Origin of the sequence: Aequorivita todarodis, assembly GCF_028561335.1 — a bacterium.
Lineage (GTDB): Bacteria > Bacteroidota > Bacteroidia > Flavobacteriales > Flavobacteriaceae > Aequorivita > Aequorivita todarodis.
Genome location: NZ_JAQQTG010000040.1, coordinates 1 through 19,555 on the forward strand (window position 1 = coordinate 1; position 19,555 = coordinate 19,555).

Here is a 19,555-nt window from a genome sequence, read left to right on the forward strand (position 1 = left end):
GCACAATTTAAGAAAGAAAAGTGCCTAAGAAAGGCCAACTTTGCGTCTAAATTTAAAATTACCAAAAAATCATCGCCATCAACCAAAAAATAAAAAACCGTCCCAATTAGATTATTGAGACGGCTTCCATTTAAAAGCTTGTTTTTTAACCAAATATTAAGCTTTAAGGTCTCTGGAGTGGGTGGGGGCCACTTGATTCAAAGACCTGGGGGCAATCTACTAATAATTTCCAAACTAACAATGCTCTTTAACGATAAAATGTGTTTTTGGTCGCAACTTAAAAAAATAAGCGACCCTCTCGGGCCGCTTTGGAAATGAGGAAAAAGAATAGTGTCAATCTTCAGATTCGTCCCGCTCCACGGCAATTATGGATTGGGCAGGTTCAATATGTGGGGAGGTGTTGAGTAAATCTAAATTTGCTCCGGAATTAGACAGTAGCACTACTGAAAAATCATCGGGATTGGTAAAATTATTTTCCGCAACCATCAGTTGGATTAGATTCGGACATTTGGCCAGCTGTGTTGGCAACTTGCCTGACAGATTGTTGTCAAAAACATTGAAAACTTCAATTTCACTAAGGTTTCCCAAACTTTCAGGAACAGTTCCACTTAATTTGTTACTGCTTAAATGCAATTGTTTCAAGTGTGAAAGCTTCCCCAATTCAGCGGGAATATTGCCTTGGATTTCGGTACCATTCAAGGCCAAGACTTCCAAATTTTCCAGGTTGCCCAACTCCGCAGGAATATTCCCCGAAATTGGATTGAAGGAAAGTTCTAACTTTTTTAAGCCTTTTAATTGGCCCAAAGATGCGGGCAGTGTTCCGTCAATATTGTTGAATAACATACGGATTTCCGTTACCGTATTATTTTCCACCGTTATGCCGTACCAGTCTGCCACAGGCGCTTCCAAACTCCAGGTGTTGGTCCAAGCCTGCCCATTGGTCGCAGCATAAAAATCTAAAAGCACTTGTTTTTCTTGTTTGTTCACCTGTGCTACCATTAAAGCAGCCATGAACAGGAATCCGCAGGTTAGTATTGCCTTCTTCATAGTTTGGGGCTATTATTTTTAAAGCGAAGTAAAAGAAAGACAAAACAAGTTAAAGAACAAACTTATTCGATGAAATGCACGCCAAACATTAAATTATTTTGAAAGCTTTAGTAAGAATGCGCGGTTAACCTCATGAATTCCTTCAAAAACCTCAATTTTTAACCGATTTTGGAAGAGTTTGTTGCCCTTTAGTTTTTCCTCGGTTTCCCGGGCCTCGGTTATGTACTGATCCTTATTTCCATAGAGGTAAATTACCTGTGCGGTGGATTTCAAAAATTCAAAATCCTTGGCCTGCAGCTCGTTTGGAATTCCCCCCGAATGGAGAATCAACTTGTCGCACTGAATTTTTCGGCTTGCAACCCAGCGCGTGGCAATGGAAACTCCTTGCGAGTAGCCCAAAATAATCAGGTTGGCTTTAGTGTCCGAAAGTTCTTTTTCAAAAACAGCATCTATGTAATTCAATATATTTTGGGTTTCCATTGCTGTATTTTCTCGGGTCAGCCAGGAAGCCCCCACATGTTTAAAATCTCTTCCTTGGTAATACTTTGAAGGGGCTTGTGGCGCGATAATGAAATTTTCTTCAGCATTCAGTTCCGAAAAATATTTGATGAAATATTTGCTCAGATAACCCATTCCGTGAAAAACAATCCAAACGTTTTTCGTTTTCTCGGTTAAACGGTTTAAGGTGGAATAGGTATTTTTTGCGCTGTAGGAAGCTTCTTTTTCGGCCATCATTTTGTTAAATCCAATTTTGTACTTTTACAAATGTAAACCAATAGAATGAAGTACACCAACGAAGAAATTTTGGCCGGCTGTAACAAAATGTGCCAAAACACCCTAATGGAAACCTTGGGCATAGAATTTACCGAGATAGGCGATGATTTTATTGTTGCCAGAATGCCCGTAACCCCAAGGGTCCATCAACCGGACGGCGTTCTGCATGGCGGGGCCTCGGTAGCTTTGGCTGAAAGCGTGGGCAGTGCCGGCGCATACTTTTTTTTGAATTCGGAAGAGATTGTTATCCGGGGCATTGAAATAGCTGCAAACCACATAAAAAGTGTGAGCGATGGTTTTGTTTATGCGCGTGCAAGCATAGTCCACAAAGGAAGGACCACGCAGCTCTGGCAAATAAAAATTACAAATGAAGAAGGAGCACTTGTCTCGCTCGTAAAACTTACAACGCTTACTTTACCCAAAAAAAATTGATGGATTACAAGCTACTGACAGAGAAAATTTCAAAGCATTATTCTAAAAAATTGCCTTTTGTGGTTTTTTCATTACCCGAAAGCAATAGCTTAAACGCGTTTTTTCAAAAAGACGCAAAACAGATCACCATTGAAAAGCTAACGGAAAACGGCTTTGTTTTCGCTCCATTTGATAGTAAGGAAACTTCTTTTTTCATTCCTGAGAAAGATTCCGAAAGCTTGCAATGTGAGTTTATAAAGCACAATGTTGAAGTGATGCCAGTTGCAATTCCCAAAGAAACAGAAGGGAAGGACGGCTATGTTAAATTGCTGGGCAAAGCAGTTGAAACGATCAAAAAAAGAGCTGCAAATAAAATTGTCATTTCCCGGAAAAAGGATTTTAAGCTGAAGGATTTCTCGATTGAAAAACTTACGGAAAGACTGTTTTCAATATATCCCACCGCATTTAGATATATCTGGTACCATCCCAAAACTGGATTATGGTGCGGGGCCACGCCGGAAACACTGGTGCAGATTGAAAATAATTCCTTCAAAACGATGGCTTTGGCAGGCACCCAGCCAATTACGAATAGAACGCCGGTATATTGGGGCCCAAAAGAAATGGACGAGCAACAATTGGTTACCGATTCAATAATCGACAGCCTGCAACGGGTTACCGCTGTTTTGAAGGTTTCAAAACCCCATACACACCAGGCAGGATCATTATTGCACCTTCGAACGGATATTACAGGCATTCTAAAAAACGGCAAGGCCACATTGACCACAATTGCAACGGCGCTCCATCCAACACCGGCTGTTTGTGGAAGTCCAAAGAAATTTTCAAAAGAGTTTATACTTAAAAATGAAGGTTATAACCGCGAGTTTTACACAGGATTTTTAGGGCCAATTCTTGAAAACGGACAATCCGCTTCATTAATGGTCAATCTTCGATGTATGAAAATTGAAGGGAATAGTGCCCGCGTTTTTGTGGGCGGGGGCATAACGATAGGCTCCCAACCCGAAGATGAATGGAATGAAACCCAAAATAAAATGCAAACCATGCTACAAGTATTGCAGCCAATGCTGTAATATTTTCGGCGACTTCGTACCTTTGTGAAGCATGAAATTCTCGAATAAGATTCTCTCACAAACCCTTGTACAATTATGTTTGGACAAGGGTATTGACCATATAGTAATATCCCCTGGTTCACGAAACGCTCCACTTACCATTGGTTTTGGCGAACATCCAAAATTTAAGTGCTTTAGTATTGTTGATGAGCGCTGTGCCGCTTTTTTCGCCTTGGGAATCGCGCAGCAATTAAAGAAACCTGTTGCCGTTGTTTGTACTTCGGGTTCGGCCTTGCTCAATTATTATCCAGCCGTGGCCGAAGCGTTTTACAGCGATATTCCGTTGGTCGTCATTTCTGCAGATAGGCCGGCAAATTTTATTGATATAGGCGATGGACAGACCATACGACAGGAACATGTTTTTGAAAACCATATTCTTTACAGCGCAAATTGCGTTGAGGGTGAAGAGTTTCAAGTGAAAAATGAAACCGAGATAAACGTTGCCTTAAATACCGCAATTGAACTGCGCGGCCCCGTTCATATAAACATCCCTTTTTCCGAACCTTTATACCACACGGTTGAAAACCAATTGGTTTGGCCGCAGAACGTTCCTGCACGACAGCGGACAGCAAGCGTTGAGGAAAATCTGGATACTTTTATAGACCGATGGAACTCCAGCAAACGAAAAATGGTTTTAGTAGGCGTTTTGCCCCCTAACAGTGTGGAAGAACGGTTTGTGGAACAACTTGCAAAGGACGGAAGCGTTTTGGTTTTAACGGAAACCACTTCAAATCTTCACAATGAAAATTTCATCGCTGCCATTGACCAACTCATAGCTCCTTTAACGGAAGAAGATTTCAAAAAACTGCAACCGGACATTTTGCTCACCTTTGGCGGAATGGTGGTTTCAAAAAAGATAAAGGCCTTTCTGCGCGGTTTTTCGCCAAAAGAGCATTGGCACGTCGATTCCAAAAAAGCGAACGATACTTTTTTTGTGTTGACGCAGCATTTCAAAACAAGCGTCAATGGTTTTTTTGCTGAATTTCTTCCGAAGACAATTTCGGTGGAAAGTGACTATCAAAGCCATTGGCTCGCAATAAAGCGACACAGATTGCAACGGCACGCCGCCTACGAAGATGAAATTCCCTATTCGGATTTTATGGTTTTTTCTGAAATATTCAAACAGCTTCCGCGAAATGTCCACCTGCAATTGAGCAATAGTGCTACTATTAGGTATGCACAGCTTTTTGACATAAACGATTCAGCAGAAGTATTTTGCAATAGAGGGACCAGCGGAATAGACGGAAGTACGAGTACTGCGGTGGGAGCGGGCTACGCTTCAAGATTGCCAACGGTCTTTTTAACTGGCGACCTCAGTTTTTTCTATGACAGCAATGCGCTTTGGAACAATTACATTCCTAAAAATTTTAAAATAATTGTCGTGAATAACGGCGGTGGCGGTATTTTCAGAATTCTTCCCGGGGAAAAGGATTCCCAGCTTTTTGATACTTATTTTGAAACAAAACACAGCTTAAGCGCAAAACAGCTTTCGGAAATGTTTGGTTTCAAATACGAGACAATTCACGGAAAAGAAGATTTGAAGGAAATGCTGAAGGATTTTTTCAGAATAACGGAAGGCCCAGCTCTGCTTGAAATTTTTACGCCCTCAACCGTAAATGATAGGGTGCTTTTGGATTATTTCAAATATATTTTATAGGTACGTTTTCCCCCAAATGGCGGCTTCGGTAAGATTGTCGAAAATGCGGAAAGGCTTTTTGCAAAATGTAGATTCCAATTCGGCATTGGAGCGCGCCATTTCGTTATAAACCACTATTCCCATGGCTTTCAGCGTCGGCACTTTGTTCAGGTATTTATAGTCCATGGGTTTTACGGAATAGGAGTGGATGCGGTTTGAAATATAGACCCAAGGTTTTGCGCCCAAATATCCCAAACCCTTTAGCAAAGCCGAAAGTCCATTTTTATGGGAAATAACGATGCCTTCCTTTGCTTCTACGATTACAAGGGCCCGGTAAAAATAGATGATGCCGATCTCCGTTTCCAATACTTTTTTTAGTTGGAATTCCTCGGGAAGATTATGTGGCGCAATATGTTCCATTTTCAATGTGAATTTACATTTTAAGTTTGATTTGTATATACGTGTTCGGCATTTTTTTTAACAATAATACAGTACCTTTGCAGCTATGATAAAATTGGGTGAATACAATACTTTGGAAATTCTTCGGGAAACCGAACCGGGTCTATATTTGGGCGATGACGAGGAAAATGTGGTGCTTTTGCCGCATAAATACAAACCGGAGGAATATGAAATAGGCGATGAAATTTCGGTTTTTATTTATCTCGATAATGAAGAACGTCCCATCGCCACCACGCTCGATCCTTTTCTGCAATTGAACACTTTTGGTTATTTGCACTGTAGCGATGTAACGGAATACGGCGCCTTTATGAATTGGGGCCTGGAAAAGCAGCTTTTCGTTCCCTTTAAGGAGCAGGCGCGCCCGATGAAAAAAGGCAATTGGTATATTGTCTATCTATATATAGACGAAAAGACCAATCGTTTGGTGGGAAGCAGTAAAACCAATCACTTTCTTCAAAACGAATCCTTGACCGTTGAACCTTTTCAGGAAGTGGATATTTTGGTTACCCATTTAACTGAAAAAGGCGCAAATGCAATTGTAAACGGAGTTCACAAAGGACTGATTTATATTGAGGATATTTTTGAGGACATCCGTACGGGTGACAAAATGAAGGCATTCATTAAAAAAATACGTCCCGACAATAAAATTGATCTTGTACTGCAAAAGCCAGGTTATAAAAGCATTGAGCCCAACGCTACTTTTATAAGGGAAGAGTTGGAAGCGGCTGGTGGGTTTTTACCACTTCACGATAAATCGGACCCAGATACAATTAAGAATATGTTGGGGATGAGCAAGAAGAGTTTCAAAAAGGCAATTGGGACACTCTACAAAGACAAGCAGATTGTGATTAAGGAAGATGGAATAGAGCTGATTTAGCCCGGCTTTTCCTCAAATTCTGGGCAATCAACGCGGATAGCTTTGGTTTCTAACGGCTTTTGAAGATATTCACAATAGTCGCCACCCGCTTTTTTGCTGTGGAATTTACAGGCAAAACACATCCGTTGCACGCTGATTATTCCAGCTTTGTTCAAATTGTAAATAAGCTGTACAATGGCTTCATAAACAGTTTCCAATTGGGCTGCATCAAAAGTATCGAACTGTTTTTTAAGCGGATTGGCGTAATTTTCGGTTATTGAAACCAGTTCCTTTCCTTTTTCCGAAAGTACTATTAGATAACTTCGGCTATCAGGATTTGAATAATCCTTTAAGATCAATTTTTTCTGTTCCAAAGACTTCACCGCATCGCTGATGGTGGGTTTGGTAACGTCAAATTCCTTTGCCAAATAACTGACCGTGCAGAGCGAGCTTTTATGGTAGGCAATAAAAATGAGGATTTGGATCTGGATGGGGCTCACGCCAGCTTTTTTTGCTTCGGCCCAGAGTAGTGTTCGGAAAACTTCCGAAATCCGTTCCAGGCCGACCACTATTTTATTGCTCACACTTTCCTGCTGAAAGGAGGTATCGAAAACACTTTTTTCCATAATAAAGCCTGTTAAGGGGTAAGCCCTAACAGGCAAAGTTAGTAATCCTAATTGATTTTTCAACCTTTTACATCCGCCATGGAAGCTCCATAATTTATATGAAGTACATTTCCCGTAGGGGTAACCAAGGCCGGAACCGATTTCACACCAGCATTTTCAGCTTGTTGGATTTTCGATTTTTCTTCACCCAAATGAACCACTTCAATAGTAGATGGATCCATCAATTCAAGGATTTCGTGTTCGGCACTGATACATACTGGACAACCGGCGTGATAAAAAACAGACTTTTTCATAATTAAAAGAATTTAAGTTCGAGCAATATTGCTTCTGCAAATATAGTAAGGAATCCTAACTAAATAAAATATTATATGGCATATTTCTAAAATTGGTTAAAAAAAATAATTGGATTGCCTAAAAAGAAAACGGAATGCTATTCAGAAAGATGGGCTTAAACTACTGTGAGGGCGTTCCATAGACCCCATAGCCCATATAAAAACCACTGCGACGGGGAGGGCGTTGGTAAAAACCGTAGGAATACGGCATAAGCTCCGGTCTTAAATATCCGCGAGACTCTTTATAGGCGATATTCCTAACGGCTGTTGATCCATCCACACTATAACTGCTGTTGCCACCATAAACACCATACTCTGTAGGATCTAAGGATATTTGAATATTCGATTTTGAATAATTTTGGCTCGCGGCCATTGCATCGTACATGCTTACCGGTTCGCGATAATTATTTTTATCCATCTTAAAGGAAGGAAGTTTGGTCGAATTTTTTTTGAAAAAATCTGAATTTGAAAGCAGGGAAGTGCTCATTAAACTTTCAATTTCGGGCAGTTTCACATAATCCAATTTAAATTTATTGGACTCAAAATCCAATTGCGCCGAGGCCATCAGCGGAAACAACAAAAGAAGAAATAGCAACTTTTTCATCGGGTCAAAGATAACAAAATTTGTTCCAAGTTTAAAGTGGGTAGTTAGGTAGTAGGTAGTTAGGTAGTAGGTAGTAGGTAGTAGGTAGTAGGTAGTAGGTAGTAGGTAGTAGGTAGTAGGTAGTAGGTAGTGGGTAGTGGGTAGTACCCTTCCAGAGTTTAAAACGTTGGAAGGGTTGTGATATGGAGGATTTTGTTTTTATAAATTTAATTTTTTAGATGTTTCCTTTGGTAGCGCATCTTTGTGGACGGTAACGCTAACGGCCTTTAAGCGCATATAGGCTTCACTAAAATATACATAACCGCCATTGGCAACGCGTGTTTCGTCTGTTCCCCAGCTATTTTTTACTTTGTAATATTTTGTGCCGTTTTGGTCGCGGAGTATTCCCGTAATGTGCATTAAGTGATCATCAGTAGTATCATAATTTTCAAACTCATCTTGCCGGTATTGTTGCGTAATTTCCTTTTCGGGATAGGTGCTGTGTAGGGCCTTTAAGATATTTTCCTCATTTTCGGGAATAACGGCCACCCCGTCTTTTGACGAAAAACTGCGCTCGCTTACATCGCAGTCCAATTCAACGGTAAACCCGTTTTCCAAAGCATTGTCTATGGTCGCCATCATTTCATCCAACGGAACATTGTAAAAACTACCGTTGCTCCAGTTGTCAGGGATGTTCAGAATAAATTTTGAATAGAAGGGCGCTTGGGTAAAACTGGTAATGTTTACGTAATCCGCAGGCTGGATTTTGGTCATTGCCAAAAAGGTTTGCGGCGTATATTGTTTTCCCTCAAAAGTGAAATGGGTTACGTTTTTACCGATATACGTATCCAAAACACCTTCAATGGCAGCACGCCATTTTTTGCTGAGTTTCCGGCCGGGATTGTCAACGTATGTTTTCAGCATTGCTTCCAATACCGCGACCATTTCGGCGTGGTTATAAACGGTTTCGCCAGCAAAAAGACCGCTGAACGCTTCTTCGGGAACCAAGCCATTTTTTGCTACGGAATTCATCACATCGTGTGCCAAGCCACCTTCGCCAAACTGCGCTTTTCCTTGGCGCATAATGTAGTTTTCAGCTTTTAGCGGATAGGTATTCCGTACTTGGTACATTTCACTTAAATCAATTTTCTTTCCCGTAAGACGGATGATTTCGCTCTCCAAAAATGACGTACTGCTAAAACTCCAGCACGTTCCCGTAATTCCCTGGCTTATTACGGGCGTGGCTTCAAGGTCTGTGACCGTCGTGAATTTGTAGGCTTCTTGGGCGGTTAGGCTTAATGTGAAAAGAATTCCGAAGAAGAAAAGGATGCTTCGCATTGTTTGTTTTTTATCGTTATTATTTATTTTGAAGATTTTGAAGGGTATTTTTCTTTGCGTTCTCTATGCCTTTGCGGTAAATATCACCGCTGAGGCGCAGAGAAGGCAGAGGTTTTACGGTCATTTCAAAAGAAATAGAAAATAATAATAAACAATATCTTCTATCTTTGAAAACAAAAATAAGAATTATGATCACACCCAACTGGAAAACCGCTAAAGAATATACCGATATAACCTATAAAAAATCAAACGGCGTGGCGCGAATCGCTTTCAACAGGCCCGATGTGCGCAATGCGTTTCGCCCAAAAACTACGGCTGAATTGCTAAATGCCTTTCACGATGCACAAGAAGATACTTCCATAGGTGTGGTTTTGCTTTCTGCGGAAGGACCATCTTCCAAGGATGGCGTTTATAGTTTTTGCAGTGGTGGCGACCAAAAGGCACGTGGCCACCAAGGCTATGTGGGCGATGATGGCTACCACCGATTGAATATTCTGGATGTGCAACGCTTGATTCGGTTTATGCCGAAAGCCGTAATCTGTGTGGTTCCGGGCTGGGCCGTGGGAGGCGGGCACAGTTTGCATGTGGTCTGCGATTTAACCTTGGCAAGCAAGGAACACGCTATCTTTAAACAGACCGATGCCGACGTAACCAGTTTTGACGGTGGCTACGGAAGTGCTTATCTGGCCAAAATGGTAGGGCAGAAGCGTGCCCGCGAAATCTTTTTCCTCGGAAGAAATTACTCTGCGCAGGAAGCTTTTGAAATGGGAATGGTAAACGCCGTGATTCCCCATGACGAGTTGGAAAATACAGCTTACGAATGGGCGCAGGAGATTCTTGCAAAAAGTCCAACCTCAATAAAAATGCTGAAGTTCGCGATGAACCTAACCGACGACGGAATGGTGGGCCAACAGGTTTTTGCGGGGGAAGCTACGCGCCTTGCCTATATGACGGATGAGGCGAAAGAGGGCCGTGATGCCTTTCTTGAAAAACGAAAGCCTAATTTTGATAAGAAGTGGTTGCCGTAGTCAGTACGCAGTAGTCAGTATTCAGTAAAAAATCATTATCAAAATATCCTTCACTTTCAATGAGTAAACTATTCAACTTGCGCAGTATATGGTATTCGCTTTCGGCGGAGCAACGGTTTTTTATTAGACGGCTTTACTATTTGCCAAAAGATACCTTGGATGGTATTACGGGCAAGCGGCACAAGTACGTCCCGCCACGCGGCTATATCTATACGGGTTCGCCAGCCTGTGCAGCGGATTATTTGAAACAAGGGCAGCTACAACTAAAAATGTTGAAGGAACACGCCAATCTTCAGCCTGGCCACAGTGTTTTGGACATTGGCAGCGGCATAGGCAGGACGGCGATTGCACTGACCGGGTATTTAAGCCAAAACGGAAGTTACGAGGGTTTTGACGTGGTGGAAAGAGGCGTGCAGTGGTGCAATTCGCGCATACATAAAGAAAACCCCAATTTCAATTTTAAATATGTGCCGCTGTTCAATGATCTTTACAATACGGCGACACTCAAGGCTACGGAATTTATTTTTCCCTATGCCGATAATTCCATAGATGTGGCCTTTTCCTTTTCGGTTTTTACGCATATGCAGCTTGAGGAGATCCAGCATTATTTCAATCAGATTTATCGGGTGCTGAAACCCGGGGGAGTTTGTTTTTCAACCTTTTTTCTTTATGACGAAGCTTCGGAAGCATTTATTTCGACCAAAAAGGATTTCAGTTTTCCCGTAAAAAAGGAAGGTTACAGATTGATGAACGAAAACGTAAAATCGGGCAATATCGCTATTGATAAAACAAAACTTTCTGAAATGCTAACAAAGGAAAACTTTGAATTGGCCAAAATTATAGACGGCTTCTGGAAGGATAAAATACGCGATACTGCCAAAGCGGAATACCAGGATATGGTGGTGTTTAAAAAGGGATAGTCCAATTTTTTATTGAATGAAAAAAGAAAGCCCTCAATTTTCTTAAAAACTTTCTGCTTTACTATTTGTAAGTTTAATTTTTTTTCAAGATTACATCCTGAACCCAAGCCATTGCTTTACTGAGCGTTGGAAAAATGGCAAACGTTTTTTTGTAGAACATACTTTCCAGTTCCGCATTTGTTTTTTTAATATCGTCCTCGGCAACTATCGCTATGGCAAGCAAGTTGTGTATTTTGGAAGTGCCAAGATAAGTGAGCGGATCTACGGCGTATGAAAAATACCTGTTGGAAATGTACACCACGTCCCTGTTTGAAAAATGCAGGTCTATAATTTGGCGAAGCTCGTCGTTGTGCTCGGGTTTAATTAAGACGCCTTCCCTAATCTGGGTTACCAAGAAATCATCAAAAATAAAAACTTCACAATGGGGGAAGTTGTAATAATGGAATATGCTCATAATTTGGAAATTTGGTTGGTCGTTTAAAGATAGAAAAGAATAGTTGAATTACAGCATAGGCGCAGCTTTTTGAAATTGTGATTATTTTTCGGTGAACTATGATCTGAATTTTTTCTATAAAGTATATCCCACAACTTTCGGGGGTCAATAGCTTCAAACATACCGCAATTTCAAATCCTTAAAAATTTTTAAATTCGAATTGATCAATTCTTATTCACAAAAAAAGCACCAAAACGAAGAAACGCTTGGTGCTTTTGTGGTTAGAAAGCATTAGGTATTTGGTTTTTTAGCCTTCGGTTTTATCAAAAACCAAGGTTTCGGTGTCTTGGTCGTTCCTTACTTTAAGTTCACTCTCCGAAATTGAGAGTATAACTGCGTTTATGGAGTCCGGTCCAATAGTAATGCTTAAATTTTTGTTGTTTGTTAAAGTGTAAGTTCCATTATTTATCCCTGAAGATATGCAAGTTCCTGAGTCTTCATCAAATGATTCCAATGTCATGGTGCCATCTGTCTTAAATAGTAGATAGGTCTTTTTTTCGCAGGCATTGTAGTTTCCAGGAGTTTTGGACTCTTGGTACCATTTTCCGGAAGTCAACAATTCCAGATTTGTTTTTGGAGGTGTGTTTGATGATGAGTCATCATCTTTGCTACAGCTAAAGGCGACTAATGCAAGGCATGCAAAGGCAAATGTTCTAAGTGTTTTCATTGTTTTATTATTTATTGTTATTGTCTATTATTATTTATTATTAATTATTTGGTTTTAAGTATTTCTGGGGTAAGGTTTTGATCGTTTTCGTTTTCAATCACAATAAAAATTTATTTTTAGTATAAAATCAATTTTTTGATAGCGGTTTCTTTTTCAGTTTTTATCTTTATAAAATATACTCCTTGAGCCAACGAGGAGACGTCCAGCGTGTTTTTCCCCATAGCAATCGTTCCATTTTTTACCACTTGACCATTCATTGTCAGAATACTATAATTGGCATCTTGTTCCATTGAGATATTGAGAAATTCTTTTACCGGATTTGGATAGATAATGACGCCTTCATTTAGATTCTGGTCATCAACAGATAGGCTGCAATCTTCACTAAAGCTGGTCTGGGGGTCAATATCTGTCCAGTTTGCATTGGAATATGCCACATCATCAACGGTAATGCACGTAAGGTCTGGGTTATGGGTAGCATTAAAACCTGAAAAGTTTGTGTTATTGCCGTTTTTAACATTTAAACTTGTGAGTTGATTGTATCTACAGCCTAAATAGGTCAAGGCGATATTTGCAGAAAGATCCAAACTTGTTATTTGATTGCCAAAACAATTCAATTGTGTTAAACCCAAGTTTTGGCTCAAATCTAAATCGGTTATTTGATTATTAAAGCACTGTTACAATCTTAAAACAGTATTTTGAGTTACATCTAAACTCGTTAATAGGTTGTTCCTACAATCCAAATCATCCAATAGGGTGTTTTGCGTAATATCTAAATTGGTCAATTGATTTTCATAAACATTAAATTCCTCTAAATTTGAAAGTGGGGTAACATCTATTGTGGTCAGTAGATTTTCATTACAGGTCAATTGGATTAAGCCCGTATTTTGACTGAGGTCTAGATTGGTTATTTGGTTTTGTGAACAAGTTAAGGACGTTAAGGCCGTGTTTTGCGTAACATCTAAACTGCTTAGTGCATTAGCCGCACAATATAAAGATGTTAAGGCTGTATTCTGACTGATGTCTATGCTGGTCAGCAGATTATATGGGCAGTACAAATTGGTTAAAGTAGTAAAATCTTCAATCCCGGTAAGGTCCGCAATATCTTTGGAGGCTATGCTTAAGCTGGAAACCCCACTAATATTAGCCGTGGTAACATAGTCGTCCAATACGTTGTCATAACCAAGATCAATCAAGGCTTGTTCAAAATTATCGTCTGGCACATAAGTTTGTTGCGAGTAACCTAATTTGCATAAAAAAAGGACTGCTATAAGACAAAGTGTTTTTAAAGTTCTCATTTCTTTTTTGTTTTAAATTATTGGTATTATTTAGTTTCTATTTCTGAAGTAAAACTTGCACTTTTCATTAAGGATTCCAGTTTGTCAAGGCGTTCTTCCAGTTGGTTTTGTTTTACCAATTTGCCTTTTAAGGTTTCTATTTCGGCTTGTTGTTCTTTAATGGCTTCTACCAATACAGGAATCAGCTGAATGTAGCTTACGCCGAAATGTCCTTCATCGTCAATAATGCTTACCATTTCCGGGAAAACCTTTTGAACGTCTTGCGCTATCACCCCATACTCGCGTTTTTTTGCGGCATCATTTTTCATAGTATAGGTATAGCCTTTAATGTTTTGAAGTGCTTCTAAAGTATTGTTGATTGGTTTGAAGTTTTCCTTCAGGCGCCTGTCCGAAACATCGGTGATGGTTCCTGTGTATTCAATGGAACCATTTACATCCAGCGCAACGTTAGGGGCTGTAATGCCAATGCCCACGTTATCGGCAAAAAAATTGGCGGAACCTCCATAGCCCCAGCTAAAATAGGTGCCATTGTACCATAGGGCTTCACTGCCGTTTACTTGTAAAGCAACACCTGAGGCAACATTTCTATGCAGATTGGTTACCCCACTTACTTGCAAATTGCCATTAACACGCAATAAGTTGTTATTAAACTCTCCATAGATTAATGCATTGTTGGCATCTGCATTGGAATTTTCTATATATAGTTTGTTGCTCCCTGTTTCATTATAACCTGATTGATATCCTAAGAAAATATTACGTAGTCCTGTTCCATTTTGCAAGCCTGCTTCGCTTCCAATAGCAATATTAAATTGTCCTCCTGTATTTTGTCTTAAAGCTGAATAACCTATACCAATATTGTCATATCCTATACAAGCCCCTAAGGAACTAACTCCAATAGCAACATTTTTTTCTCCATAGCTATTACTAGCTAAAGCACCATTACCTATAGCTGTATTATAATTTCCGCTTGTATTACCATTTAAAGCATGCATTCCTAAAGCTGTATTATATCCTCCACTTGTACTTGACGACAAAGCATAAGCTCCTACTGCAGTATTTTCTTCCCCACTTTTGTTTTGGATCAATGCATAATCACCTATTGCTGTATTTTCTTGCCCAACATCATTATTAAACATTGCATATAGACCAATGGCTGTATTACCTTGCCCTGTAGTATTAGAATATAAGGCGGAAGCTCCAACAGCTGTATTGTAGCTTCCTGCGTTATTGTATAAAGACGAGTTTCCAACAGCTGTATTGAAGCCTCCTCCATTATTGTATAAAGACGAATATCCAATAGCTGTATTGTTGTTTCCTAAACTTGTTTTTAGCGAATTATACCCAATGGCTGTATTACCCTCGCCACTTATATTTGATGTTAAAGAATTAAAGCCTATCCCAATGTTCCTATTGTCTGTAGCATCATCGTTTTTTCCGGCACTGCCACCTAAAAATATGGAAGAACCATCCTCGCTGCCGTCGCTGTCAGATTTTCCATCCATCAATTCATCTATATATTTCACGCCCGTAACGCTCTGCCAGTAGGAAATGCTACCGTCCCAGTAATAAAATCCTTTGGGTGGCGTTCCGTTGCCCGTAACAAACACCATCATTCCGTCTTGGGCAGCCAATGGGTCAATACTGGGAAAATCATCAATGCGTGGGATTAAAATTCCATCCGTGGTGGTTGGGTTCGCAATATTGCTTGCGGTAATGTCCAAGGTAGCTTTTGGGTCGGTGTTGTTGATGCCCACTTGGGCAAAAAGATTTAGGCTAAAAAACACGAGGGCAATTGATAGTATCTGTTTTTTCATGACTAAAATGTTGAATTAATTTTTTCTGAAATGGATTGTTTTGATCACTTTATTTCTCTTTACTATTTTAATAGTGTAATTGCCGTTTGCTAAATGGCTTACATTTAAATGAATTTCGTTTGAGCTGAATTTATCAAGGCTTCCTTCATATTTATTGTTCATAAATCTGAATAAACTATGCTATAAAAGTGCTGTCAAGAAAAAGGGGAAGATTTTCTTATGGTTAAAACTAAAACCAATTGAAGAGAAGCGCTAACAGCCGTGTAACAGATGATGCCACAGATGTAACATGGTCTTAGTTACAAGGGTATTTGCTTAAAAATGAAGCTTATTTTTGAGAATATTCTGATGGTAAACAGCCAAATGCTTCCCTAAAACATTTGGAGAAATAGGAAGGATTGTTAAAGCCTACTTGATAGCAAATTTCAGAAATATTTACATCACTTTTCAGTATTAGTGATGCTGCCAATTTTAGGCGTTGCGAGCGTATAAATTCTGAAGCGGTCAATCCGGTAATTGCTTTCAGTTTTCTGTGAAGCTGCATTCTGCTCATCCCAACAAGTTTGCTGAAATCTTCTATGCTAAGATCTGGATCGGTAAGGTGCGCATCAAGCACCGCCTGTGTTTTTTCAATAAACTTTTGGTCTATGCTTGATATGGAAATGTCCAAAGGTTTAAGAATAATTTCCTGGCTGTACCGATGGCGAAGTTGTTTCCGGGAAGAGACCAAGTTGTTTACGCGGGTTTCCAACAGCTTCATTTTAAAAGGCTTTGTTATATAGTCGTCGGCGCCAATTTCAAGACCTTCGTATTGTGTTTTTTCTCCTGTTTTGGCGGTTAACAATATTATTGGAATATGACTGGTCCGTTCGTCATTTTTAAGCGTTTTGCAAAGTTCCAGGCCATTTGCCTTTGGCATCATTATGTCTGAAATGATAATATCCGGAACAAAGGCAATGGCTTTTTCTATACCTTCAAAACCGTCGTGGGCTTCTATAATTTGATATTGGTTTTTAAAAGCATTTTTTATGAAAAGACGAATGTCCTCACTATCTTCAACTACCAATAGAATTGGGGAGTCCTCGTGAATTTCTTCGGTTAGGGATGTATTGTCTCTTGTATTTTCTGAATCCTCGGTTATTAAAATAGGAACGGGTGCTACGGTTTTATTGACTCTTTCTTCTTCTAAAAACTGGTTTTTGACAATGGGAAGTACTACCGAAAACAACACGCTTTTACGTGCCGTGTTTGCAACATGGATTGTTCCTTTATGGAGCAAAACCAGTTCCTTTACCAGTGCCAGCCCAATGCCCACGCCATCTTTACTGTCGTCTTTTTGGTAAAAACGGTCGAATATTTTTTCAATTTTAGTTTCACCGTATATTTCTCCGTCATTTTCAATCGCTATTTCAAGGGTATCGCCTTTGGTGGAGGCGGTGAAGTTTATCGTTCCCTTTTCTGAGACATATTTAAAGGCATTGGACAGTAGGTTGGTTACAATTTTCTCAACCGCATCTCTATTGAACCAACCATTTATAGGTTCTTGGATGTTGATGTTGTATTTCAGCGCCTGTGTTTTTGCGTTGTGCTCAAAGGAAGACGCTATTGATTTCAGCAACAACCCGAGATTTCCTTCGGATACTTGCAATTGTAAATTGCCCGACTCCAGTTTTGAAAGATCCAAAAGTTGGTCAACCAAGTTCAATAAGCGTTTGGAATTTCGTTGTACCATTTCAAAATCTGCCCGATCCTCTTCATTGAGTTTTTTGTTTTCGAGCTTTTTTTCGATGGGTCCGGAAATCAACGTCAATGGCGTTCGAAATTCATGGGAAATATTTGCGAAAAAGTTCGATTTTACGGCATCAAGGCTTCTCAGTTTCGTATTAACTTTTTTTCTGTTGCGGTATAAAAGAAAGAAGAACACCCCTGCGATTGTCGTTATTCCCATTCCCGCTAAGTACAGATTGCGCTGGTTCTTTTTCTGCGCTTCTGCCAAATCGTTTTTTGATTGCAAAAGGGCTATTTCCTTTTCCTTTTTTTCAGATTGATATTTTGCTTCAAGTTCCTTTGTGTTTTTAATATTCTCCTGTATAACCAACGTATCATTAACGCTTCTATATTCTTTGGAATATTGATAGGCTTGTTTATAGTCTCCTAAAGCTTCGGAGTTTAAGTAGAGGAGCTCATAAATATCCTTTAATTCTGCATAGCTATTCAGTTTAAGTGCCAAGGATTCTGCTTCAAGGGCAAGCTGGCTGCTTCGCGTGAAACTATTTGTTTTGCTGAATATTTTTGACTGATTGATAAGCGCCATCAATATTCCAATATCGTGATGGTTTTTTTTGCTTAAATCAATGGCCTTTTGCCCCACTTCCAAAGCCTTGTCTGTTTGGCCGTTATCAAGGTATATTTCGCTTTCGAGTACAAGGAAAACAGCTTCTTGAAGGGGGTTTTTGTTTTCTCTGTAATACGAAATTGCTTTTGAAATATAATTTAAAGCCTTCGCATAGTTTTTTTGTCTTCTTTCAATAATAGCAAGCTTTCCAAAAATAAAACTTTGCTGGTATTCATTCTCTGCTATTTTGAAAACCGACAAGGCCTTGTTTTGATAATTTTTAGCCTCTTCCAAATTTTCAAGTGATTCATAAACATCTCCAATAAAAGATAACGTAAATCCACGTTTATAGCCTTGAAAATCAATGGAAGTATAAACGCTATCAGATTTTAACAGGTATTGTAAAGCCTTATCGGTTTTTTGATAATTTAAATTATATATTTTTCCAATTTGGCCATAGATAAAGGCTAAATCTTCCCATAATCCGTATTGAATTGCAATTTTCTCTCCTTCAAAACCGTACGCCAATGCTTTTTCTTTTTCTCCAAACCTTGCATTTTCTTGGGCCAGTCTGCCATACGTTACCGAAATAAGCTCCGGTCTATTTACTTCTTTTGAATAGCGCAAGGCTTCCAGCAAATTACCGTTAATAAATTCGTAGCTGTCATCACCAGGTTTCACGAACAACCCAAAATAACTTGCTCTTAAAAAGTGATATTTATAATAGGCTAGCGAAGAGTTATTGTTTTTTGCATAGTCCCCCAATTTTTTAAAATAGGCCCTACAGCTATCCTCGTCATTTTTTTTGTAATAGTTTATTAATTTAATATACCCATATGTTTTTATACTATCTGAACTAATAGGGTTGTTGACAACGTGCTTTAATGAATCTAAGGAAGCTCTGTTTTGCCCAAATGCTACGGAAACGGAAAACAAAAGGAGGAGAAGTTTGTTCATCTAGTTAGGTTGTTCATCTAAAATTACAAAAATGATTTTTATGTTTAAAGAATAAAACCATTAAACTCTTCCTTGGCTTAAGACTTATTGGTAATTGTCTTAGGCTTCAGAGTTTCAAGATGGGCACGCGTTAAAACCGCGCGCCAGCAGAGGGGAATAAGCACATTGAGAATGAGCCAATTGCCAATAAAATCCGAGAAATTTCTGGTTGCTTGATTAGGTTGGGAACCTGCTATTTCTTTTTTGATGCGAAGTAACCTTTCAAAATTAATTGCACGCCCCATTTCATAATTTCCATCGATTGTTTATTATTTAGGCCAACAACATCTTTAGTTACTATTAAAGGCTCAATTCCCATTAAAATAGTTAACAGATTTATTAACTTTTCGCTTTCCTTGTTATCGATGGATGTATTTTCAAAGGCAAGCTGTAGTGTTTTTTTGCGTCTTGCACCTCGTTTTATTTCTGATGGATTTGAGGTTATGACCGAGCTTAGGTATTTTCGAAATGCGCTTTCATGTTCTACGGCCAGCGTGTTATAATAATTTTGGATGTAAAGAATCCTATCTTCAAGACTATTCTCTTTGATATTTTCAACAATTTTATCTGGATTTTCTGCTTGGATATTGAGAGCGGCCTCATTCACTAAAATTTCAATGTTTGAATAATAGCGATAAACTGTGGCTCTTGAAATACCACATTCTTTGGCGATATCTTCCAGCGTAAATTCTAAATCTTTATTTAGAAAATATTGGGCGCTGTTCAATATTTTATTTCTCGTTTCCAATTTTTGATTTATCCGACCGGATTTAAAATATTCCTTTTTCATAAGACAAATATCTCATAAAACTTGGTTT

20 protein-coding genes are annotated in these 19,555 nt (G+C 39.3%); 6 read left to right on the forward strand and 14 right to left on the reverse strand.

Translation table 11 applies throughout. From position 1 onward, the window contains the following. Positions 1-333: 333 nt before the first annotated feature. Together POV26_RS11130 and POV26_RS11135 are read right to left on the reverse strand one after the other, a co-directional pair. Positions 334-1,047, reverse strand: coding sequence for a leucine-rich repeat domain-containing protein (locus tag POV26_RS11130; RefSeq protein ID WP_272856548.1), 714 nt, complete (start codon positions 1,045-1,047; stop codon positions 334-336). 93 nt (positions 1,048-1,140) lie between these two features. Next, on the reverse strand, positions 1,141-1,782 hold the full coding sequence (locus tag POV26_RS11135) for an alpha/beta hydrolase (RefSeq protein WP_272856549.1): 642 nt from the start codon (positions 1,780-1,782) through the stop codon (positions 1,141-1,143). Between the two features lie 45 nt (positions 1,783-1,827). Between POV26_RS11135 and POV26_RS11140 the strand changes: the two genes are divergently transcribed. From POV26_RS11140 to menD, 3 genes are read left to right on the forward strand one after another with little or no spacing between them, the layout of a single operon-like run. Next, the gene (locus POV26_RS11140; protein WP_272856550.1) at positions 1,828-2,253 is read left to right on the forward strand and encodes a PaaI family thioesterase; all 426 of its coding nucleotides are present in this window, start codon (positions 1,828-1,830) and stop codon (positions 2,251-2,253) included. After that, a complete protein-coding gene (locus POV26_RS11145) occupies positions 2,253-3,320 on the forward strand; it encodes an isochorismate synthase (RefSeq protein ID WP_272856551.1) in 1,068 nt (355 codons plus the stop codon). Before POV26_RS11140 ends, POV26_RS11145 begins: the two co-directional genes overlap by 1 nt. Before the next feature lie 31 nt (positions 3,321-3,351). Continuing rightward, positions 3,352-5,016, forward strand: a complete 1,665-nt coding sequence (gene menD, locus POV26_RS11150; protein WP_272856552.1) for a 2-succinyl-5-enolpyruvyl-6-hydroxy-3-cyclohexene-1-carboxylic-acid synthase — start codon at positions 3,352-3,354, stop codon at positions 5,014-5,016. Here the strand turns inward: menD and POV26_RS11155 are convergent. After that, positions 5,011-5,415: a hypothetical protein gene (locus tag POV26_RS11155; protein ID WP_272856553.1), complete on the reverse strand. Its 405-nt coding sequence runs from the start codon at positions 5,413-5,415 to the stop codon at positions 5,011-5,013. The two genes, menD and POV26_RS11155, sit on opposite strands and share 6 nt — an antisense overlap. 85 nt (positions 5,416-5,500) lie before the next feature. Here POV26_RS11155 and POV26_RS11160 point away from each other — a divergent pair, with 85 nt between their 5' ends. Beyond that, a complete protein-coding gene (locus POV26_RS11160) occupies positions 5,501-6,331 on the forward strand; it encodes a CvfB family protein (protein ID WP_272856554.1) in 831 nt (276 codons plus the stop codon). Here the strand turns inward: POV26_RS11160 and POV26_RS11165 are convergent. The 4 genes from POV26_RS11165 to POV26_RS11180 form a co-directional block, all read right to left on the reverse strand. Further along, positions 6,328-6,936, reverse strand: a complete 609-nt coding sequence (locus POV26_RS11165) for a MarR family winged helix-turn-helix transcriptional regulator (RefSeq protein WP_272856555.1) — start codon at positions 6,934-6,936, stop codon at positions 6,328-6,330. The two genes, POV26_RS11160 and POV26_RS11165, sit on opposite strands and share 4 nt — an antisense overlap. A gap of 59 nt (positions 6,937-6,995) precedes the next feature. Next, on the reverse strand, positions 6,996-7,229 hold the full coding sequence (locus POV26_RS11170; protein WP_272856556.1) for a thioredoxin family protein: 234 nt from the start codon (positions 7,227-7,229) through the stop codon (positions 6,996-6,998). A 160-nt stretch (positions 7,230-7,389) separates the two neighbouring features. Continuing rightward, the gene (locus tag POV26_RS11175; RefSeq protein ID WP_272856557.1) at positions 7,390-7,872 is read right to left on the reverse strand and encodes a hypothetical protein; all 483 of its coding nucleotides are present in this window, start codon (positions 7,870-7,872) and stop codon (positions 7,390-7,392) included. A gap of 198 nt (positions 7,873-8,070) precedes the next feature. Further along, on the reverse strand, positions 8,071-9,189 hold the full coding sequence (locus POV26_RS11180) for a C1 family peptidase (RefSeq protein WP_272856558.1): 1,119 nt from the start codon (positions 9,187-9,189) through the stop codon (positions 8,071-8,073). 188 nt (positions 9,190-9,377) lie between these two features. On the opposite strand from POV26_RS11180, the gene POV26_RS11185 reads away from it, so the two are divergent. After that, the gene (locus POV26_RS11185) at positions 9,378-10,217 is read left to right on the forward strand and encodes a 1,4-dihydroxy-2-naphthoyl-CoA synthase (RefSeq protein WP_272856559.1); all 840 of its coding nucleotides are present in this window, start codon (positions 9,378-9,380) and stop codon (positions 10,215-10,217) included. Positions 10,218-10,276: 59 nt separating this feature from the next. Then, positions 10,277-11,137 (forward strand): class I SAM-dependent methyltransferase, encoded by an 861-nt coding sequence (locus POV26_RS11190; protein WP_272856560.1) that lies wholly within the window; start codon positions 10,277-10,279, stop codon positions 11,135-11,137. 73 nt (positions 11,138-11,210) lie between these two features. Here the strand turns inward: POV26_RS11190 and POV26_RS11195 are convergent, their stop codons facing one another. From POV26_RS11195 to POV26_RS11225, 7 genes are all read right to left on the reverse strand, one after another. Further along, entirely contained in the window at positions 11,211-11,591 is a 381-nt protein-coding gene (locus tag POV26_RS11195; RefSeq protein ID WP_272856561.1) for a hypothetical protein, read from the reverse strand. Positions 11,592-11,877: 286 nt separating this feature from the next. Continuing rightward, positions 11,878-12,297, reverse strand: coding sequence for a lipocalin-like domain-containing protein (locus POV26_RS11200; protein ID WP_272856562.1), 420 nt, complete (start codon positions 12,295-12,297; stop codon positions 11,878-11,880). 116 nt (positions 12,298-12,413) lie between these two features. Then, entirely contained in the window at positions 12,414-12,881 is a 468-nt protein-coding gene (locus tag POV26_RS11205) for a T9SS type A sorting domain-containing protein (protein WP_272856563.1), read from the reverse strand. 90 nt (positions 12,882-12,971) lie between these two features. Further along, positions 12,972-13,517: a leucine-rich repeat domain-containing protein gene (locus POV26_RS11210; protein ID WP_272856564.1), complete on the reverse strand. Its 546-nt coding sequence runs from the start codon at positions 13,515-13,517 to the stop codon at positions 12,972-12,974. A 101-nt stretch (positions 13,518-13,618) separates the two neighbouring features. Next, positions 13,619-15,406 (reverse strand): tail fiber domain-containing protein, encoded by a 1,788-nt coding sequence (locus tag POV26_RS11215; RefSeq protein WP_272856565.1) that lies wholly within the window; start codon positions 15,404-15,406, stop codon positions 13,619-13,621. A 328-nt stretch (positions 15,407-15,734) separates the two neighbouring features. Continuing rightward, complete coding sequence (locus POV26_RS11220) at positions 15,735-18,698, reverse strand: response regulator (protein WP_272856566.1); 2,964 nt, start codon at positions 18,696-18,698, stop codon at positions 15,735-15,737. A 232-nt stretch (positions 18,699-18,930) separates the two neighbouring features. After that, positions 18,931-19,527 carry a TetR/AcrR family transcriptional regulator gene (locus tag POV26_RS11225; protein ID WP_272856567.1) on the reverse strand — a complete coding sequence of 199 codons (597 nt, stop codon included), beginning with the start codon at positions 19,525-19,527 and terminating at the stop codon, positions 18,931-18,933. Positions 19,528-19,555 lie beyond the last annotated feature (28 nt).

What these genes read in the sequence shown, in the direction of transcription:
- POV26_RS11170 (WP_272856556.1), bottom strand. Translation starts at nt 7,229, where the DNA reads ATGAAAAAGTCTGTTTTTTATCACGCCGGTTGTCCAGTATGTATCAGT.
- POV26_RS11225 (WP_272856567.1), bottom strand. Translation starts at nt 19,527, where the DNA reads ATGAAAAAGGAATATTTTAAATCCGGTCGGATAAATCAAAAATTGGAA.
- POV26_RS11130 (WP_272856548.1), bottom strand. Translation starts at nt 1,047, where the DNA reads ATGAAGAAGGCAATACTAACCTGCGGATTCCTGTTCATGGCTGCTTTA.
- POV26_RS11195 (WP_272856561.1), bottom strand. Translation starts at nt 11,591, where the DNA reads ATGAGCATATTCCATTATTACAACTTCCCCCATTGTGAAGTTTTTATT.
- POV26_RS11190 (WP_272856560.1), top strand. Translation starts at nt 10,277, where the DNA reads ATGAGTAAACTATTCAACTTGCGCAGTATATGGTATTCGCTTTCGGCG.
- POV26_RS11220 (WP_272856566.1), bottom strand. Translation starts at nt 18,698, where the DNA reads ATGAACAAACTTCTCCTCCTTTTGTTTTCCGTTTCCGTAGCATTTGGG.
- POV26_RS11200 (WP_272856562.1), bottom strand. Translation starts at nt 12,297, where the DNA reads ATGAAAACACTTAGAACATTTGCCTTTGCATGCCTTGCATTAGTCGCC.
- POV26_RS11145 (WP_272856551.1), top strand. Translation starts at nt 2,253, where the DNA reads ATGGATTACAAGCTACTGACAGAGAAAATTTCAAAGCATTATTCTAAA.
- POV26_RS11180 (WP_272856558.1), bottom strand. Translation starts at nt 9,189, where the DNA reads ATGCGAAGCATCCTTTTCTTCTTCGGAATTCTTTTCACATTAAGCCTA.
- POV26_RS11155 (WP_272856553.1), bottom strand. Translation starts at nt 5,415, where the DNA reads ATGGAACATATTGCGCCACATAATCTTCCCGAGGAATTCCAACTAAAA.
- POV26_RS11160 (WP_272856554.1), top strand. Translation starts at nt 5,501, where the DNA reads ATGATAAAATTGGGTGAATACAATACTTTGGAAATTCTTCGGGAAACC.
- POV26_RS11175 (WP_272856557.1), bottom strand. Translation starts at nt 7,872, where the DNA reads ATGAAAAAGTTGCTATTTCTTCTTTTGTTGTTTCCGCTGATGGCCTCG.
- POV26_RS11135 (WP_272856549.1), bottom strand. Translation starts at nt 1,782, where the DNA reads ATGATGGCCGAAAAAGAAGCTTCCTACAGCGCAAAAAATACCTATTCC.
- POV26_RS11215 (WP_272856565.1), bottom strand. Translation starts at nt 15,406, where the DNA reads ATGAAAAAACAGATACTATCAATTGCCCTCGTGTTTTTTAGCCTAAAT.
- menD (WP_272856552.1), top strand. Translation starts at nt 3,352, where the DNA reads ATGAAATTCTCGAATAAGATTCTCTCACAAACCCTTGTACAATTATGT.
- POV26_RS11140 (WP_272856550.1), top strand. Translation starts at nt 1,828, where the DNA reads ATGAAGTACACCAACGAAGAAATTTTGGCCGGCTGTAACAAAATGTGC.
- POV26_RS11165 (WP_272856555.1), bottom strand. Translation starts at nt 6,936, where the DNA reads ATGGAAAAAAGTGTTTTCGATACCTCCTTTCAGCAGGAAAGTGTGAGC.
- POV26_RS11185 (WP_272856559.1), top strand. Translation starts at nt 9,378, where the DNA reads ATGATCACACCCAACTGGAAAACCGCTAAAGAATATACCGATATAACC.